The organism is Acidithiobacillus sp. TH-A117 (genome assembly GCF_057473465.1).
In genome coordinates, this window is the sequence record NZ_JBYCKQ010000029.1 from 1 (window position 1) to 17961 (window position 17961).

Consider the following 17961-nt stretch of genomic DNA (forward strand, 5'->3'; position numbering starts at 1 on the left):
ACCACCAATTTATTGGGGTGGTAGTTCAGTTGGTTAGAATGCCGGCCTGTCACGCCGGAGGTCGCGGGTTCGAGCCCCGTCCGCCCCGCCAAATGAAAAAAGGCGCCCTCGCAAGTGGGTGCTTTTTTTATGTGTCATTTTTGAAGTTGGGAACTATTCCAGTGGATTTTTTGAGAAAGAATCCGGCCCGGTAAACTCATACCCGCCGCTCCTTTTTGTGAGGATTGTAATCATGATGGATGTATTCCGTAATATGGGACAATCATTTGTTGCCAAAATAATCATGGCACTTATTGCCTTGTCTTTTGTCCTCTGGGGAGTAAGCGGATATTTTATGTCAGGGAGCTCCGGCCCCACTGCGGTAGCCGCCGTAAATGGTCATAAAATTACCGCTGCCGTCTTTCAAAAACGCCTGCAGGAAACCCAGGAGCGTTATAGTCAGGTTTTCGGTCCTGCCACAGCGGCTAAAATGGCAGAACAGCCGGGTTTTTCCGAAGACGTGCTCAATGGATTGATTGGAAATATTTTATTGGGCACCGAAGCAGCCAGGATGAGTTTGCAAGTCCCTGATGCTGCATTGGCGAAGAAAATTGAAGCCATTCCTGCCTTTCAGAAAAAAGGGGAATTTTCCAAGGCCCAATATCAGGCTGTCTTGACAAGCCATGGTATGACGCCAGCTCAATTTGAAGGTATGTTACGGGAAAGTCTGCGACTGCAGCAAATACAGGTGATTCCACAGATTGTTGCCCATGCTTCTGACCAGGCCGCTCAAGAAGTGTGGGGGTGGTCTCAGGAATACCGCGACATCAGCACAGTTACGATAGCTGATGCCCATTTTGCGCAGCAGGCCAAGCCCGATGCCGCAGCGGTTAAAGCTTTTTATCAACAGCATTTAACTGAGTTCAAATTACCTGCCCAGGTGGAAGTGCAGTATATTGTTCTAGGGCCCCAGGATTTTGTGGGAGGAGCTGCGACTCCCGAGAGTGCTGCTGCCACTGCAGATACGGCTTCCGGGGTCCATAATCAAGCGGCTGAAAATGCCTTTCAGGCACAGGTGGAAAATTTCAAGGATCGGCTTTTCAGTAGCCCGGATGGCTTGCAGTCCGTCGCCAAGGCCTATCATCTGCAGATAGCCAACAGTGGCTTGTTGACCGAAGGGAAGGTGCTTGCCAGTGGCCCCTTTGCCGATCCCAAAGCGCTGGAACTGGCCTTTAGTAAAGCTGTGCTGGCGGGCAAAAACAGTACGGTCCTGACCTTGAAGAATGGTAATCTGCTCGCTGTTCATTTGTTGCACTATCATCCGGGAACGGTACAAGCCCTGCTTGCTGTTGAGGATCAGATCATTGCCCGCTTGACGGAAGAAAAAGCGCTGCAGTTAGCCAAAGCCCGGGCGCAAACACTCCTTGCCCAGGCGCGGAAAGCCGCCAAGGTTGCGGTTTTTAGTGATGATGGTCAGTATCCGCTTCAGGTGCATTTGAATGTCACCCGAAAAGATACCCAGGGTTTACCCCCGGCGTTGTTGAATGCGGCCTTTTTGGCGCCGGCACCGCAGCATCAGGTACCTTCCATGGGTATGATTCGCGGAGATAACGTTTATACCCTTTACGCGGTTACCCGGGTCATGGCGCCTGCTCCTGCCGCCATTAATCCCAAGGTGACCGCAGAAATTCGTGCTTCTTTAGAAGAACAAAGGGGTAGATTGTTGTCGGCGGCCTACTTGAGTGACCTGCGCCAACATGCCAAGGTGAAAATCAATGATACGCAGCTTGCTCAGGCAGCCCGCCAGTGATGCCGGAAGCTGCTGCCTTGCTGCGCCTGTCGCCAGCTTGCAGATGACCTGACCCTTTATGCTATGGGGAAAAGATACTTAATCTGGCTATAGCGCTCAGGAACTCAGGGTTGAGTGGGGACAGCAGTTTCCACTAATTGCAGGTCGACGCTGCGTGCCGATGATTTGCCGGGTACTTCCCGGTAAGTCAGATGCAGGTGTTTGATATTCAGCGGCGCATGCAGATTGGTGCTGCCGGGCGGATCCCAGGGACCAATGGCAGCATGGCTGACGGTAACCGGGGTTCCGTAGTGAATAAGTCCATATATTTTCCGGGCGGCACCTTTGGGAAGTTCTACGCACCCCGCACTTTGCGGAAAGCCATAACTTGCCCGGGGATAAAAATGCACGGCACGTCCTCGATCAAAATAATTGACCCAGCGAATATCCGGATCATCATAATGCTGATACTGCACCCAGTGATGATGATAACGCGCGTAATGTACCGATTGCAGGACGTAGCCTGCCGACTTGGCAGCTTCATAAAGCCGCACCTGTGCCTTGGGAACAGGAATGGGAAAGCGGCCGATCATGGCAGTATGGGTATCCCGGGCGTAAACCGGCCAGGTCCCGTCAGGTGTAGCATGCATGACCCCGGTATTGGCCTTGCTCTGAAAAATCCAGCCATGGCCACCCATGAATAGATGAATTTCTTCCGGTCGTGGAAATTTGGTCACCAATATCCAGGTCCAGGGGTCAGGATCCTTTTTGCGGGCATGGAGCAGGGCTTTTTCAATGTTGAGTGGCAAGCCACGTATGCCCATGCTTCCTGGAACCACGGGCAAATTATGGACCGCTTCAAACTGGTACAAGGCTCCCAGGACCAGCGGATTCCAGGGGTCCTGCCAGGAGTCGGAAGCCGCTAATGCCTGAAGTGCCCGGGGAATTTTGAAGCGCCAGGCATAGTTGCGGTGAATATGACCATGCAAACCCAGAAAATCCAGCGGGATGAGGGGAAGATAGTGCAGACGTATCAGGATTTTTCGGGTTTCCCGGGCGTGTAGTAATACTTGCGGTGCACTGGATATTGTTGCAGAGGTGGGGGGGGCCGATATCAGCATAATGGTCTTTTTCCGTCCTTGGTGCTTTGCTTATAGTGCGATTTTAATCCTGTTCCTGGTTTAGTCATCCTGCTAAGCGCATTAGTTCCGGTTATTCTCGCGCTGCAGTAATGCTGGATGGGAGGAGCTTTTTTTCATCAAGGAGCTGTCAGGGTACAGTTTGGGTGTCTATTTTCCATGATTTTCTGAGCTCGGGAAGCGCCCGACCCAGTAACTGTTCCAGTTGCTGGATTTCCGGTTCGTAAAAAGTCTGTAAAAACTGGCGCGCTTCGGGGTCCATAGGGGGTTTGGGACTTTCCATCAGGAAATAGTGACGCCAGATATAATCTCCCCAACGGCGCGGAAAAAATTGTTCGCCAATGCGGCGGCTGATGGGGTGGCTGGCGAGTCGGCGTGCCCAGTTTCCACGCGGCAAACGATAGGCATTATGGATGGATTTTAGATCCATGGTATGAATGGCCTGTGAATTAATGCCCAAAAATCGGGTGATGACCATGAGAGTCTGCTCCGGGTTTTTGTGGAGATCTTCCAGCAGGCAGACAAGTACGTTCGCAGTGCCAAAGCGTTGCTGGTATCTGGCAATTTGCCCGGCGTATTGGCCGAGTTCCAGATACAACTGGGATATTCCCCAACCCTTGTCCGGACGAGTCCAGTCTTTTTGCAGTGCTTCTAAAAAGGGCAGGTCGATGACGCCTTCATTATGATCCATGAGGTATTGGGCGTAGGCGCGCTGCACCGGATCGCGCAGAATGACGATAATACGTGCATCAGGCCGGACCTGATAAATACGTTCGGCAGCTTCGGGGCACCAGAGATAGGAAGGGCTGGCATCGCCTACGCAGGAAAAGTGTTCGGATCCTCGGTATAAATGCTGGTATTCCTCCAGGCTGGATACCCGCTGGATGAGGTGATCCTGTTCGGGGGCGGGTTTGATCCGGGTAAAATAATGCGGTTCTTTCATCTCCGGCAGAAAAACCTGGGGATGCTGTTTTAAATACGCATAAAGAGAGGTGGTACCGCTTTTCACCGCACCGACAATATAAAAATTCGGCCAGATGAAGTCAGGCATGAACAAACGCCCTATTGTTCCACCGGATAAAAATCATGGAATCCCATTTTTTTCATGGCAGCGACCGCTTTGACAGCAGCAATGTTATCGGGAAGCGGGCCTACCTGTACTTTGTAATAGGTCTGACCTTTGACCAGCCCGGGGACGATCAGTACATCCCGGAAACCTGCTGCATGGAGCCGGTTGCGTTCTACAGTGGCGTGATTCAGGGACTGGAAGGCCCCGGTTTGTAAATAGGTTTGGGTCGGTTGTTCCTGGCCGTTCGGAGCCTGGTTGCCGGACGCCGGTGAGGAAACGGTCGTCCCGGTAACGATGCCGGAGGAGGGGGCCAGGGCAAAGATTTCTACCGGCGCCGTGCCTTGTTTGGTCATACCCAGAGCGGCAGCGGCACCGTAGGAGAGGTCCATGCTGCGGCCATCTACAAAAGGTCCGCGATCATTGACCAGCACCACAATGCTGCGGCCATTGCCGAGATTGGTCACCCGGGCACAGGTAGGCAGGGGCAGGACGCGACTGGCAGCCGTATAAGCTCTCGGTCGAAACGCCGTGCCCATGGATGTTGTGGATCCGGACTCCCAGCCATACCAGGAAGCTAGTCCCCGCACATGATAGCCAGCGGCACTTTGCAGTGGATGATAAAAGCGCCCATGAATCTGATACGGGCGGTTGTAGGCTGCCCGCAGGTTGGGCGCAGCGGCATTGCAGCTGGGTGCGGCGGAAGGAGATACTGCACCGGAAGGAGCCTGGTTGACTCCCGCACAGCCACCCATCAACAACGTGCCAGCACTCAGGAGAACATAACAGCTGCTTTTGACGTATTTACTCATTCAGCAATGCCTGTGTCGAGCAAATTCCGCATGATTTCCGTGTAAATCCGGGATAAGTCTTCCAGATCGCTCACTGCCACACATTCATTAAGTTTGTGAATGGTGCTGTTGACGGGACCCAACTCGACTACCTGTCCACCCAGTTGGGCAATAAAACGACCGTCGGAAGTGCCGCCGCCGGTGGATAGTTTGGCTTCATGTCCAAGGACTGTTTGCAAGGCTTGTTGAGTGGCCGCGACCAGCCGGCCAGGAGCCGTAAAAAAGGGGGGGCCGGATAGCTGCCAGTCAATCTGGTAATGGATCTGCGCAGCATCCAGAATCTGATGGACACCGGTCTGCAAGGATTCGGGGGTGGATTCTGTGGAAAAACGAAAATTGAAGTCAGCGCTGAGCTGCCCCGGGATCACATTATTTGCACCGGTGCCCGCATGAATATTGGAGAATTGCAGGCGGGTCGGTGGAAAAAAGTCATTGCCAGCATCCCAGGACTGGTCGACCAGGTCTGCGAGAGGGCGAAAGGCCCGATGAATAGGGTTGTCGGCCTTGTCGGGATAGGCCACATGCCCCTGGATACCCTGTACGGTCAGGCGTCCATTGAGGGAGCCGCGCCGCCCGTTTTTAATGACATCGCCTAGCTGTTCCTCGGAGGAGGGTTCCCCGACGACGCACCAGTCAATGTTCGTGCCCTGATCCCGGAGCCAGTCCACGACATGGCGGGTACCATGGGTGGCTATGCCTTCTTCGTCGGAAGTAATCAGAAACGCCAGCCGCCCGGTATGGTCGGGATGAGCATTTACAAAAGCTTCAGCAGCCACGAGCATGGCTGCAAGACTGCCTTTCATGTCTGCGGCGCCACGCCCGTAGAGCATGCCGTCGCGAATACTCGGGCTGAATGGATGGCTGTGCCAAGCGTCCAGGGGGCCGGCGGGGACAACATCAGTATGGCCCGCAAAGCAGAGGCAGGGGCTAGAAGTGCCGTGCTCGGCCCAGAAATTCTGCACCCCGCCTGCTGGCAGGCGAGTGATACGAAAACCCAAGGCTTCCAGACGGGCGATCATCAGGTCCTGACAGCCCGCATCTTCGGGGGTGACGGAAGGCCTGGAGATCAGGTCCTCGGCCAGAGCCAGCACAGTGCTTTTGGTCATGGATAAAACTTCCTTCAGATATCCCGCAGGATGGCGTTGATGCCCACCTTGCTCAGGGTTTTGGCATCTACCTGTTTGACGATAACTGCGCAGTAAAGACTGTAGCTGCCGTCTTTAGCCGGTAGACTGCCGGAAACCACGACAGAGCCGGCGGGAACCCTGCCATAGCTGATTTCGCCTGTGGCACGGTTGAAAATTTTGGTACTGGCGCCGATGAATACGCCCATGGAGATGACTGATCCCTCTTCGACAATAACGCCCTCGACGACTTCGGAACGCGCACCAATAAAGCAGTGATCTTCAATGATGGTAGGATTGGCCTGGAGTGGTTCCAGAACACCACCAATGCCGACACCGCCGGAGAGATGCACGTTTTTACCGATCTGGGCACAGGAACCGACCGTAGCCCAAGTATCCACCATGGTGCCTTCGTCCACGTAGGCGCCGATGTTGACGAAGGAGGGCATCAACACGCAGTTGCGGCCAATAAAAGCACCGCGACGGGCGGTAGCGGGCGGAACTACGCGAAAGCCGCCAGTACGGAAATCATTACTGTTATAGTCGGCAAATTTACCGGGGACCTTGTCATAAAAATTGGTTTCAGCGCCGGGAATGCGGCTATTGTCATGCAGCCGGAAGGACAGGAGCACGGCTTTTTTGATCCATTGATGGGTGACCCATTGCCCGTCCCGTTTTTCGGCAACCCGGAGGACGCCTTTGTCCAAACCCTCAATGGTCTGATGGACCGCATCGCGTACGTCGGCCGGGGCTTGTTTGGGGGAAATTTCCGCACGGTTTTCCCAGGCAGCATCAATAATGGTTTCAAGACTCAGGCTCACGACAACTCCTTCATAAGTGATTTTCATAAGTGATTCAAATAGAAAATGAGGATAGTGGATGGGTTTCCAGAAAATGGCGAATTCTCTGCAGTCCTTCCACACAATCTTCATGACTGCCCACCAGGGCTATCCGCACCCGCTCCTGACCCGGGTGGCAGCCCTGGGCGTCCCGGGATAAATAGGCGCCGGGCAGACAGCGCACATGTTCTGCGGCGTAGAGAGCTTTGACAAAAGCTTCGCCATTACCAACCTGCGGCCACAGGTAAAATCCACCGGCAGGGATATCGACGGGCAAGTGACCACCAAGAATACTTTGGGCAGCGGCAAATTTTTCGGTATAGCTGGCACGGGTCTGGACGACATGGGTTTCATCCTGCCAGGCACTGATGGAGGCTGCCTGAATAAAAGGCGGCATGGCGGCACCCAGATAAGTCCGGTACAGCACAAAGGCTTTGAGGATGTCGGGATCGCCAGCCACAAAACCACTGCGCGCCCCCGGAATACTGGATCGCTTGGAAAGGCTATGAAAAGCCAGCACATTGCTGAGTCTGCCGGTCTGGGCGGCTGCCTCCAGAATCCCGGAAGGGGCCTCATTCCCGGTATATAATTCGCTGTAGCATTCGTCCGCAGCCAAAACAAATCCATGATGACGGGCTTTATTGATCAGCCAGCGCAAGGTTTCGAGGGATAGCGTGGCTCCCGTAGGATTATGGGGCGAGTTGATATAGAGCAGCGCACATCGAGACCAGACGGTTTCGTCAATATCCTGGAAATTCGGCTGGCCGCTTTCCCCGCAGTTCAGATAATAGGGTTCTGCTCCGGCTAACAAGGCCGCACCTTCATAAATCTGATAAAAGGGATTGGGCAGCAACACCAGCGCTTGCGGCTTGGCACAGGCAGACAGCACGGCTTGGGCGATACTGAATAATGCTTCACGACTGCCGTTGGCCGGTATGACCTGGGTTTCGGGGTCGAGAAAACCTGCAGGTAAGTGAAAGCGTTGGGTGGCCCATTGGGCAATGGCCTGACGCAGGCGTAAATCTCCCAGAACCTTGGGATACTCGGTCAGTCCATGGAGATGGGCGATAATGGCTTCACTGACGATCGCCGGCGCGGGATGGCGGGGTTCGCCGATGGAAAAATCAATGGGCTCCCTGTCTGGGGGCGTGATGCCAGCAAGCAAGCGCCGCAGCCGCTCAAAAGGGTAAGCCTGCAGGGTATCCAGCAATGGATTCATGGTCGTGGTCGTCATGGTATTTGATTCTGGGGCATGGATGGCGGTGATGACAAGTCCAAGGGTCAAATGAGATATTTTTGCCAGAATTGGGCGACACCACCACTTTCATTGATAGTGTAAGGCTTGAATCCGAAAGATCGATAGGTTTCTTGTGCAGGCAAGTTACCCTCCAAAACTTCAAGTGTTAACTTACAAAATCCTTGTTTGCACGCATGATTCTCAATATGGGTAAAGAGTTTGCGGGCTATACCGTGACGGCGAAACTCCGGGATTACATAAACATCATGGATATTCAACAAGGATGCGCCATTGAAAGTGGAAAAGCCCTCAATACAAACAGCGATGCCGACTATTGCCTGTCCATCAACTGCCATGAAAATATGAATCCACGAACGAATCGCAAGATTATCTATCAAATTATCATAGACTTCTTGGCGTAGGGGGGCTCCTTGTCCCATATCATCTCTGGCATATTGATCAATGAGCTTGCGAATAGCTAAACAATGATGTGGGTTGTGGTAATCTGCAATGCAGATTTCAATCATGATTTTACCTCTGATGAGCAGCGTTTTTGGGAACCGCGCGAACAAGATCATCTGGATCTAATTCTAAAGCAGCAAGTGTCTGTGGGTGAACATATAGTTGACCAGAGCGATGTGCGGCTGGATATAAACCAGCGCGAAATCCGTTTACCTTAATATTGGATATCATCCATGTTTCAGATATTTTTTCATTTTCGCGGTTGGTGCTTACAGAAAAAAGTTTGCTTTTTTTAATGGAAAAGACATTTTTTAAAGTGGACTTCAGGATAGGTCCTCCATCAAGTATGTCTACACAATCTGTGTGTGTAAAACCCTCTTTTTCCAACATTCTTTTGGCATTTTCAGTATCTTTATGTACCGTACCTATCACTTGTTTCACATCATCTTCAATTAGATAAAAAGGAATGTTATGCGCGGCAATATGGCTTTCAAAAAATATTTCTGGATGAGTCCCACGATACTGATCAATGCTTGAGAAGCTTCCATCATAGAATGAACTACTGATTTTTTCCCAAAAAGGGCTCCTACCATTATTGTCTACCCAACCTCTAAGTTCAGCATGAATGTGGTCAGCAATGGGATGTGAAAAATTGGCAAGATACAGGAAACGAGCTTTTGAAAGTAATCCACCAAGTCCATAATTGCGATATTTTTCATGAATAAGCAAAGATCCTAGTTTTATGGGGCTGACTGCTGATGTTGAAATTCTGAGGCATTTATTAGTTTGATCTATAATATAATGTGGAGCACATGATTTCTCACGCTCAAGACCGCTAATGCCAGCTATAGTATCATTTACAGGATCATAAAGGACCATTAAACATCGATGCCAATCGGCTAACTCCTGACATTTTTCACTGGCGCTGGATTGCGCTATTTTTTCTGCAAGAGAATTTTTGTTTTTTGGAAGACTGGTAAGCTCAGTTTTTGATTGATGCAAGAATAAAAAAAGCGCATCTAAGTCGTTTTCTTTCACGGGACGTATATACATAAAATGTTGTAAGTTAAAAATAAATATTAAAAATCATAAAGAGCATTTGTTTGCAGTATGGTTCCTAGGGAAAAGAGCGCTTCTTGCGTTTCTTTAAGCAATAAAGGATCAGCAAGATCTTCGATATGAAGTCGATCACGATAGTATTGATTTACCCATGATCTTAATTTTTTATCAAGTTGCGCACTAAAAAGTATCCCAGGATGTACTGTTTTTAAGGCTTCGGTAGTTAAGGGTATTCGGAGTCTCAAGCAGGCAGGTCCTCCTCCATTTCGCATGGATTGACTCAAGTCAATAGTTTTAATTTCAGTAAAAGGACAGTGGTGGTCTAAAATTAGTTCGTTAAGATAATTCCAGACTTTAATGTTTTCACGGCATTCATTCGGAACAATTAAAATGATTTTATTATCTGCTGTGATTATTTGACTATTAAATATATAACTTTTAATGGCTTCTGCCAGAGTAATACGTCGTGCTGGAACCTCAATCCAATACAACTTCTCTTCGCGAGTAGCAAAAATATCCGTGAGCTGTTGCCGTAGATTGCTTTGCCCCTGAAACGCCTGTTCATGACAAAACATAATATTTTTATGAGTAACAGAGACTACATCGTTATGAAATGCGCCCTGATCGATAGCTTCTGGATTTTGTTGAACAAAAAAACACAGGTCTGGATTTAGGCAATGTGATCTGGCAATAGCCTGGGAAGCTTCAAGAGTCTGGCGAGCAGGAAATTTTTGTGGCTGACTTGTTAATTGATTAAACGAAGAACGTCCATAAATAAAAAGAGATATTCCTGGCGCATCATTTTCAAACCATAATCGACAATGATTAGCCGCACCTTCATCTGCGAAATTAGGGTGATTTGGCAGGCTTGAATGATGTACAAAAAAATCCTCGCTAGAAAAAAACATTTTAATAAATCTAGAAGTATCTATTGTTTCTAATGATCTATGAAATGTGCTGCTGAGGTTGGCTGGTGTAAAGTGAGTTTTTCGATCCCGGGTGTCTATTGATGATGAGACGCATGCCGCATTTGCAGCCCACATCGCAGATGATGAATAAATTGAGCTAAGTAATTCAGGTGAGGCTCGCGCGCAGTCGCCAATGATTTTAGCGTTTGATCCTGAAAATCCCAGAGCTTTGAGTAAATAGAGTCTAGGTGCTGAGGAAGGAGGTAACACACACTGGACCAAACCTAAGTCGGACAAGTAGCGCATCTTGTCCAAACCCTGTAATGCAGCAGCCCTGGGATTGGCTATTTGATAAGCATTGTGGGTAGAGGCGAGGTTTCCATGGCTGAGCCCAGCATAGTGATGACTGGGCCCTACCAACCCGTCCATGTTCATTTCGACCATGGGCATATTGATTATGTAGCCTTTGTGGCTATGCCAATTTGCGTTACGCCGGCTTTTTGGCACGTATCCATCACATGCACAAATTGCTGGAATGGCACCACTTTGTCTGCGGCTATAGTCACTTGGGTATGCTCTACATCACCATCAGCACTAAGAAAACCCTGCAATTGATCCAGAGACATCTCTTTACCTTTGACAATAACCTTACCGGTTTTCTCTATATTGATCACAAAATGCGGGTGTGGCAACTCTTTTGCCGTACTAGAGGTCGGTAACTGAAGTTTGAGGCCTTTGTCAGTGATCATTTGTAAAGTGATCATAATAAAAAAGACCAGTAAAAAGAGCATAACGTCGATCATTGGAATAATTTCGACGCGACCTTTTTTACTATTTCTTCGACGTGGAATCATGATTAGCTCCTGAATATTTCAAATGACTGATCAGCTTTTATTTGGGGCCCCGTCCAAGCGGTTAATCAGTAATAGCTTTATAGACTCCAGCTGCTGGATGGTTTTGTCGATAGCATTGTTAAATGCATTGAAGGTGATCAAGCCAACCATGGCAATAAACAAGCCTGAGGCAGTAGCAATCAGCGCATCTGCGACACCACCAGTGACCTGTGTAGGTGCATGGCCTGGAGCTGCTAAAATTGAAAAGGCATGGAACATGCCAAGAATGGTACCAAACAACCCTAACAAAGGAGCTAACGTAACTGTTGTGTCAAGAATCCACAATCGTTTATCCAGAAATGGTGTGGTCATAAAAATAGCTTCATCAAGACGATTATCAAAGGCTTCGCCTCTGGCACTTCCATAATGGTGCACCAAATCCATATGTCGATAAGCTGCGGTGATAATTTGTTCTTCTGGTTGGCCCTTGGCTTCCTGCATCAACTCTTCCAATTTTTCGCTGCTAAGCTTACCTACCTCTGAGAGTTGATGAATAATGCTTTTTCCCTTGCGTAAGGCCGAACGCATAAACCACGCGCGATCAAAAATAACTGCCAATTCGATCAGAAACAGAATGGCAAGTACATAAAGAACTCCATCAGAGTAATTGGCGAGATGGATGATATATTGGAATGACATGGAATTAAGTTCCTCTTAATGGCAAATTCAATAAATTCACGTAATGTCTATTGGGACAGTGAAGGATAGGGTATGTGGAGGCATATGGCTGGTAAAGGCCGGAAAAGTGCTATTAGCTACTGCTGCAATAGCCGCTTTCCGCAATAGAGGGTTTTGTGAACCTCCCACGACTTGAACATCCAGAGCCTTGCCACCGGACGGATTCAGCTTGAAACTAACGATGACAGTTCCCTTCAACCCTAATCTCTTGATTATGGCTGAAACATGTACGTTGTTTCTCACCTGTGCCCTCGCTCCAGAGCCATAAACTCCCACCCCACTATATACTGGTGCAGGGGGTGGTGGAGGTGGAGGTGTTTTAACCGGCGGTGGCGGCGTCTTCACGACCTGCTTTGGCGGAGGCGGAGGTGTTGGCGGAGTCGGCGGTTTAACAGGTAGAGGAGCCGGATGATGCACTACCGGAATCGGCAACTTTACCGGTTTTGGCGGGTGCGGCACAGGCTTCACTTTAGGCTTGGGTGGTGGAGGCGGCGGTGGAATGTGCACAATCTGTACGCTAATCACTTTAGGTGGTTTCTTGGGTTTTACCTGCTGGTGGGAGAGCAAGATGAGTCCTGCCACCAAGGCAACTTCAACAGCCAGAGCGCTGATAATGGCATATCGGAAACTTTTGGATTGTCCTTGATAGCTCCAGCGTGAAGGTTTCTCAGGAACCTGGGGGGGGGTAGCTTCACCCACTTAATCACCTCTATTGTTTTGTTTAGTATATGAAAAATATGAAAAGTCGAAATTCGTAAACTTTGTCAGCTAACCAGAATCGTCAGATTCTAACACACAGTCAAGCCTTGAAAGCAAACGAATGATGATTTTTTTTCGACTCTCTTCACCGAAGAAACGTATGATCAAGCGAGTACAGCGTTTGCCGTTGCATGGAATAGACTCCTCATGGAGCTGAATACTACTCATGGATATGCCACGATTAGAGAATACAGCAGAAATCTGGAACAAGGTTCCTGGTTGATCGCGAACGATCAATATGATCACTTGTTCCGGGAGTGGTTCATTTTCTAGACTTTCCATACTTGCATTTTCTCCTGTATGGATCGTGCGGTTTCAAGAAATAGGTATTGTTCACCATCAGACAGAGAGATAGGGTAAACGGCATCCCATCCCTTAGGGCTGATAATTACCGGGGCACCTATAGGGGCGGTAACGTTCATGAATTCTCTGTCCAATGATACTTGAGCTGCAATCACAGTATCTTTACCACTGAGCATGGATTTAATAAAATCAATAGTAGCATTTGCTGTTGCAATATCGGTTTTTGTGCCAGAAAATAGGGTTAGAAATGGACCTACCATAATTCGAATGTCTGGAGGAAGTTTATCAAAAAACTGAAAAGCTTCGGCTAAGTCGCCTTTTTGTGCGATTTTTATGATCTCATTACGCATGCGAAGTAAGGTCTGTGGAAAATCTATACTTTTGATGCTGCTACGAACTGTGCGAATTGCACGTTGCGTTTCATTGTCGGAGAAACCTTGAATGGTGACGCCGCTCCATACGGGAACAATACCGTCACCATGCTCACCCAGGACCATAGCATGAACAGCTTCACGTGATACATTAACAGAGCGAGCCACTTCTCGACGGAAGCGTAGGCTATCCTGATATGCACCCATTCCAACCACTCTGTGTCGGTCATAACGCTGCGAAAAAATTTCAACAATCAATTCGACAGGGTTGGTGACGACTATAACCACCTCATGACCATGACCATATTTTGCTATTGCTTCGGCATAGGGGATAGCAATTTGTTGATTATATATGGCCAATTCGTCTCGGCTGGGTGGTGGGGCGTCCGGATTATTATGGGCTTGAATGGTCGATCCGGCGGTCATGATGATAATATCTGCAACCACTTCTTCGGGATGTAATGCAATATCAATAATGGGACAACGCTCTGCAAATGCATCTTTCAGATCCTGTCGAAATCCATACAATGCTTGTCCGCTGGTTCCTTTTGCCCTACCTACTAATTGTAATCGATCAGTAGGCAGAAGAATTCGCTCCAATAATATGCGATTGGCTATGTGTTTACCCGTACTGCCATTGGCTCCAATGATGGAGATATCCATTAATAATTATCCCGTTAGTTGAGTCCAGGTAGCAACTGGATTAAGCCTTGACAAATAAAACGTATGGCGATTGCTCCCAGAATAAGTCCTGCTATCTTTGTAATAATTTCGATGCCGATCTCTCCTAAAAAGCGCGCAATATGATGGGCATTTGCCATAGCAATATAAGCTGTAAATGAAGCAATTAAAACATCTATCAATATTAATCCGTAACTCAAAAAGCTGTGTGCATTTTGACCATAAATAATCACTGTACCAATGGCCCCAGGACCTGCAAGTAGAGGGATTCCCAAGGGGGTAACCAAGCGACCACTATTATAGGATTGTGATGCGCCTTTAGCAAAAACCGTGCTGATATTGTCAGTAGTTAACATCTGTATGGACATGAGTAAAAGCAGAAGCCCGCCACTGACTTTAAATTCTGCAATACCAATGTAAAAGTATGAAAGAATATCATTGCCAAATAGTGTGCTTATAATCAATACTAAAACTACAACCAAAGAAATATGTTTAGCTGTCGATTTTTGTTGTTCGCTGCTTTGGTCTTTAGTAAGTACCACAAATATAGGAACAATACCAATGGGATCCATCAGCACAAACAGAGTTACTAGTGTTTGTATAAATATTTCTATATTACTGGAATTCACATCTATATCTCGGATTTCTGAGTACTAAAAAATGACCCGGATAAAAATCCGGGTCAAAGGCAATCTTAAGATGCAGAATTATGAGAAGCGTCCGGAAAGACCTAACTCAATAAACCTCGGCATCCCTGGGTAAGCTTCGGCATAGGGGTTTCCAACTGCCTCAAAAGCATATTCCTTATATGCCTGATAGTAGTGCAGGTAGTAGTGATTGTCCAAAAGATTATCAATATTCAAACTAACAGTTACTGACGATAAATGATCCTTGTGGATAGGCACTTTATAACTGGCCTGCAGATTGGTGAGGAAATAAGGAGCAAGCTTGACACCGGGGTTAGGAGTGGTTGCGTCTTGCAACAGAGGATTCGATTCAGTCGGCGGTAGGTCATAAGTGGTTACTTGCGGCCCGGTGTACGACTCAATCAAAGCCGCGTGGAAGTTGTGCTGATGATATCCAACGCGCAACCCCGCCAGCCAGTTGGGCACGGAAGCGAGCGGGTCTCCTGCAAATACATAACCATATTGCCCTTCAAATGGGGTCACATTGGCAGAGAAACTATTCATGTATTGGGCATTAGTATAGGAGACATGGCCTGATACTGTCCACTCAGGATTGATTTCATATTTGCCGGCAAATTCTAAGCCTTTCATCTGCTCTTCACCTACGTTGGCATATTGCGAGAAGCCAGTAAGGTAGTTGGTGTAAAACGAAAACATCCCATGCATATTTTGCAAGAAACCATCAAAATTTAGATAGAGATGTTTCCCCACATAGCGCAGACCAGCCTCATAAGCGTTTACCGTTTCAGGACCTGGTGCAACCGTGGTACTACCTGATGGACCAAGAATATAGTCGTCTACAGGTGCAAAACGAGCACCCTTACCATAACTGGCATAAGCAATGATCTTGTGCGTAATGTCATAAGATAAACCAAGGTAGGGTAACACCTCTTTGTCGTAGTTGGACAAAGTGTAAGCATTGGGTGGCGTGCCGTATTGATTAACAGGAACGTAATTACTGGTACTTACACCTGTTAGCGTTACGCCAGGCTCTATATGTAACTTATTATCAATCAAATTGATTTTGTCAGATAGATAACCGCTGTAGACTGTTCTTTGCTGCTTGGCATTGGTTGGCGAGGAAGGATTTCCATAGGAGTTATACCCATAAATTTGTGGCATGTCTAATGTACCATAAAAATAATTTCCTCCTCCTGGTCCCGCAGTCTCCTGCGCTACTAGACCACCGATAGTTATGTCGTTATGAGGAATGAAAATATTAATTTTAGGCGCTATACCAATTGTAGTGTCCCCACTAATGTTGATTTGTGCGGCTTCACCAGCGTGATAACTACCAAATACAGCAACAGGATTATATGTATGAGGAATAACACCAGGTGAAGCTGTGGTGGGAACTAAAGGTCCATATCCTGAATATGGATTATTGAAGTTTACTTGATAAGGATAGTCAGGAGTAATGTAATTCGGAGCCAAATATCCTGCTAAGTAGTTATGTTTGTGTATAAAAAAAGCTTTTGCACCAATGACCAGATGACTATTGATATAGGTGCTGTCTCCCAGTATTGCTGTAAGATAGCTGTTTCTCTGGAAAGTGCTGGCCTCAGACAAGGGGTAGTTATAAAAAATACCGTATTTATCCAGCTGGGCTACCGCATTAGGCGCACTGACCAAGTAACCGTGGGCCGTATTGTAGATCACCGTACCGGTTACCTTTGATAAACCGTAGTCATAGGGCTTGATAGCGGTAAAGAGAAAATCCGTATAGCGGGCGGGTGTATTCTGGATATAACCGTCTGTCTGGGTTTGGCTCAAACGGGTATAGATGCGGAGCCCATCCGTGCCAGGAATTTTACCAGTGCTGGCATCAAAACCATAGGTATCTGTGGAAAATGACCCCACTTTGGTGAATATATCCGCATAGCGTTTTTCGGGCGGTGTTTTGGTATTGTAGGACACTGTTCCGCCTACGGTCGCAAAACCACCACGATCAGGTGGGGCGACGCCAGGGTAGACATGAATGCCCGATATCTGGCCGTTACTGATGATGGTGCCAACGTTGTTGCTGAGATAGGCTCCTTGTCCCCCTGACAGCAGGTCGGTCATGGGAATGCCATCCAGGGTCTGTGCCAGCTGACTCATACGGACACCACGAACCGTCAACACTGGGGTACCAGGCCCAACATTCTGTTGGTATTCGTTCACCGAAGGCGTTTGCTTCAGAAGACTGTAGATACTTTCAGCAGAGCTTGAATGCTTGATTTGGGTAGGCCCAATGACGGACATGGCTGATGCAATGTTGCGTTCGCCAACTAATAGCCGTTCATATTTCTTTTTGATTTCCTTGAGCTTGACAACTGTATCCTGCTTTGACGGGCTGCTGACAGTAGCGTTGTCTGTGGCCGCAAAGGCTGCGGTGCTCAAGCTAGGATAAAGGGCTAACATAGTTGCAACTAGTATCAGCTTGCTGCTTTGTGGCATGCGCGTTACAGACTGTCTAACTTTGCTTTGAAGGTTGCTCGGGTTTGAATGCATAGTTTTTCTCCAATGAATAAGAGTTTTCTAATGTTTAACAGTGGACTGCGAAACAGTAAAAATGTGCAGGCTGATAAACTTAGACCTTTGAGTATAGCAACTGTTGTGCCATTACGACAATAGCTATGTCTTTTATATTTAAAAATAATGATAATCTTTATCAAAAAAATTTCAATCTTATGATAAATAATGAGAAAAACATTTTATATGTGAATTTTTCTAGGAGGTCTCGTTGTTTTTGAGCTATACCAAAGAGAATGACTGTACGATTTGTTGTCTCTTTTGGTGCATACCAAGATGCTGCTGCTTTCAAATGGTGCATCAGTAGTATGTCGAGTGAGCCGGTCATCAAAAATTAAGGTATATATTGCTTAGAAATATTTCCAACTGACTGAATATGAATTAATTGTTTGATATGTAAGCCTCTTGATAGCTGGTGGTAGCATTAAATGGCAAGGCTTGAATATATACTAAGTCTATATATGGTACTGGCATTAAAAATAACATACTAGCATGATAATAAATGATAAAATGCTTTTGTGCAGTTTGGGCCGAGCTTGTTAAAGCTCGAATAAGGTGCACTATAGTGGTGCGAGAATTAAATTTCGGGCAGAATGCTGTCCTTGAGTAGGCGGTAACAGCAG

Annotated in this window: 17 protein-coding genes and 1 tRNA gene; 2 read left to right on the forward strand and 16 right to left on the reverse strand. The window is 47.7% G+C overall.

Annotated features, from left to right (window positions below):
- The first annotated feature begins 14 nt into the window (after nucleotides 1–14).
- A tRNA-Asp gene (locus tag AC2VLR_RS06355) sits at nucleotides 15–91 on the forward strand.
- A 141-nt stretch (nucleotides 92–232) separates the two neighbouring features.
- Nucleotides 233–1789: a peptidylprolyl isomerase gene (locus AC2VLR_RS06360; protein WP_486881367.1), complete on the forward strand. Its 1557-nt coding sequence runs from the start codon at nucleotides 233–235 to the stop codon at nucleotides 1787–1789.
- A gap of 104 nt (nucleotides 1790–1893) precedes the next feature.
- On the opposite strand, the gene AC2VLR_RS06365 is transcribed toward AC2VLR_RS06360, so the two are convergent.
- The 16 genes from AC2VLR_RS06365 to AC2VLR_RS06440 all read right to left on the reverse strand — a co-directional run bounded on the left by AC2VLR_RS06365 (nucleotide 1894) and on the right by AC2VLR_RS06440 (nucleotide 17317).
- The gene (locus tag AC2VLR_RS06365) at nucleotides 1894–2889 is read right to left on the reverse strand and encodes a L,D-transpeptidase family protein (protein WP_486881368.1); all 996 of its coding nucleotides are present in this window, start codon (nucleotides 2887–2889) and stop codon (nucleotides 1894–1896) included.
- Nucleotides 2890–3037: 148 nt separating this feature from the next.
- Nucleotides 3038–3958, reverse strand: a complete 921-nt coding sequence (locus AC2VLR_RS06370; protein WP_486881369.1) for a sulfotransferase family protein — start codon at nucleotides 3956–3958, stop codon at nucleotides 3038–3040.
- Between the two features lie 11 nt (nucleotides 3959–3969).
- Nucleotides 3970–4785: a septal ring lytic transglycosylase RlpA family protein gene (locus AC2VLR_RS06375; protein ID WP_486881370.1), complete on the reverse strand. Its 816-nt coding sequence runs from the start codon at nucleotides 4783–4785 to the stop codon at nucleotides 3970–3972.
- Complete coding sequence (dapE, locus tag AC2VLR_RS06380) at nucleotides 4782–5930, reverse strand: succinyl-diaminopimelate desuccinylase (protein ID WP_486881371.1); 1149 nt, start codon at nucleotides 5928–5930, stop codon at nucleotides 4782–4784. The genes AC2VLR_RS06375 and dapE overlap by 4 nt, the downstream gene beginning before the upstream one ends.
- 14 nt (nucleotides 5931–5944) lie before the next feature.
- On the reverse strand, nucleotides 5945–6769 hold the full coding sequence (gene dapD / locus AC2VLR_RS06385; RefSeq protein ID WP_215843634.1) for a 2,3,4,5-tetrahydropyridine-2,6-dicarboxylate N-succinyltransferase: 825 nt from the start codon (nucleotides 6767–6769) through the stop codon (nucleotides 5945–5947).
- Nucleotides 6770–6803: 34 nt separating this feature from the next.
- Nucleotides 6804–8021, reverse strand: a complete 1218-nt coding sequence (gene dapC, locus AC2VLR_RS06390) for a succinyldiaminopimelate transaminase (RefSeq protein ID WP_486881372.1) — start codon at nucleotides 8019–8021, stop codon at nucleotides 6804–6806.
- Nucleotides 8022–8068: 47 nt separating this feature from the next.
- Nucleotides 8069–8551, reverse strand: a complete 483-nt coding sequence (locus tag AC2VLR_RS06395) for a GNAT family N-acetyltransferase (protein WP_486881373.1) — start codon at nucleotides 8549–8551, stop codon at nucleotides 8069–8071.
- A gap of 4 nt (nucleotides 8552–8555) precedes the next feature.
- On the reverse strand, nucleotides 8556–9539 hold the full coding sequence (locus AC2VLR_RS06400) for an arginine N-succinyltransferase (RefSeq protein WP_486881374.1): 984 nt from the start codon (nucleotides 9537–9539) through the stop codon (nucleotides 8556–8558).
- Between the two features lie 26 nt (nucleotides 9540–9565).
- Complete coding sequence (gene astB, locus AC2VLR_RS06405) at nucleotides 9566–10903, reverse strand: N-succinylarginine dihydrolase (RefSeq protein ID WP_486881375.1); 1338 nt, start codon at nucleotides 10901–10903, stop codon at nucleotides 9566–9568.
- A 5-nt stretch (nucleotides 10904–10908) separates the two neighbouring features.
- Nucleotides 10909–11307: an ExbD/TolR family protein gene (locus AC2VLR_RS06410; protein WP_486881376.1), complete on the reverse strand. Its 399-nt coding sequence runs from the start codon at nucleotides 11305–11307 to the stop codon at nucleotides 10909–10911.
- Nucleotides 11308–11337: 30 nt separating this feature from the next.
- Nucleotides 11338–11985, reverse strand: a complete 648-nt coding sequence (locus AC2VLR_RS06415) for a MotA/TolQ/ExbB proton channel family protein (RefSeq protein WP_215843629.1) — start codon at nucleotides 11983–11985, stop codon at nucleotides 11338–11340.
- 36 nt (nucleotides 11986–12021) lie between these two features.
- Complete coding sequence (locus tag AC2VLR_RS06420; RefSeq protein WP_486881377.1) at nucleotides 12022–12723, reverse strand: energy transducer TonB; 702 nt, start codon at nucleotides 12721–12723, stop codon at nucleotides 12022–12024.
- Between the two features lie 69 nt (nucleotides 12724–12792).
- On the reverse strand, nucleotides 12793–13065 hold the full coding sequence (locus AC2VLR_RS06425; RefSeq protein ID WP_215843627.1) for an ACT domain-containing protein: 273 nt from the start codon (nucleotides 13063–13065) through the stop codon (nucleotides 12793–12795).
- A complete protein-coding gene (locus AC2VLR_RS06430; RefSeq protein ID WP_486881378.1) occupies nucleotides 13053–14120 on the reverse strand; it encodes a malate dehydrogenase in 1068 nt (355 codons plus the stop codon). Before AC2VLR_RS06430 ends, AC2VLR_RS06425 begins: the two co-directional genes overlap by 13 nt.
- A gap of 14 nt (nucleotides 14121–14134) precedes the next feature.
- A complete protein-coding gene (locus tag AC2VLR_RS06435; protein WP_486881379.1) occupies nucleotides 14135–14767 on the reverse strand; it encodes a MarC family protein in 633 nt (210 codons plus the stop codon).
- A 78-nt stretch (nucleotides 14768–14845) separates the two neighbouring features.
- Entirely contained in the window at nucleotides 14846–17317 is a 2472-nt protein-coding gene (locus tag AC2VLR_RS06440) for a TonB-dependent receptor (RefSeq protein WP_486881380.1), read from the reverse strand.
- Between the last annotated feature and the right edge of the window lie 644 nt (nucleotides 17318–17961).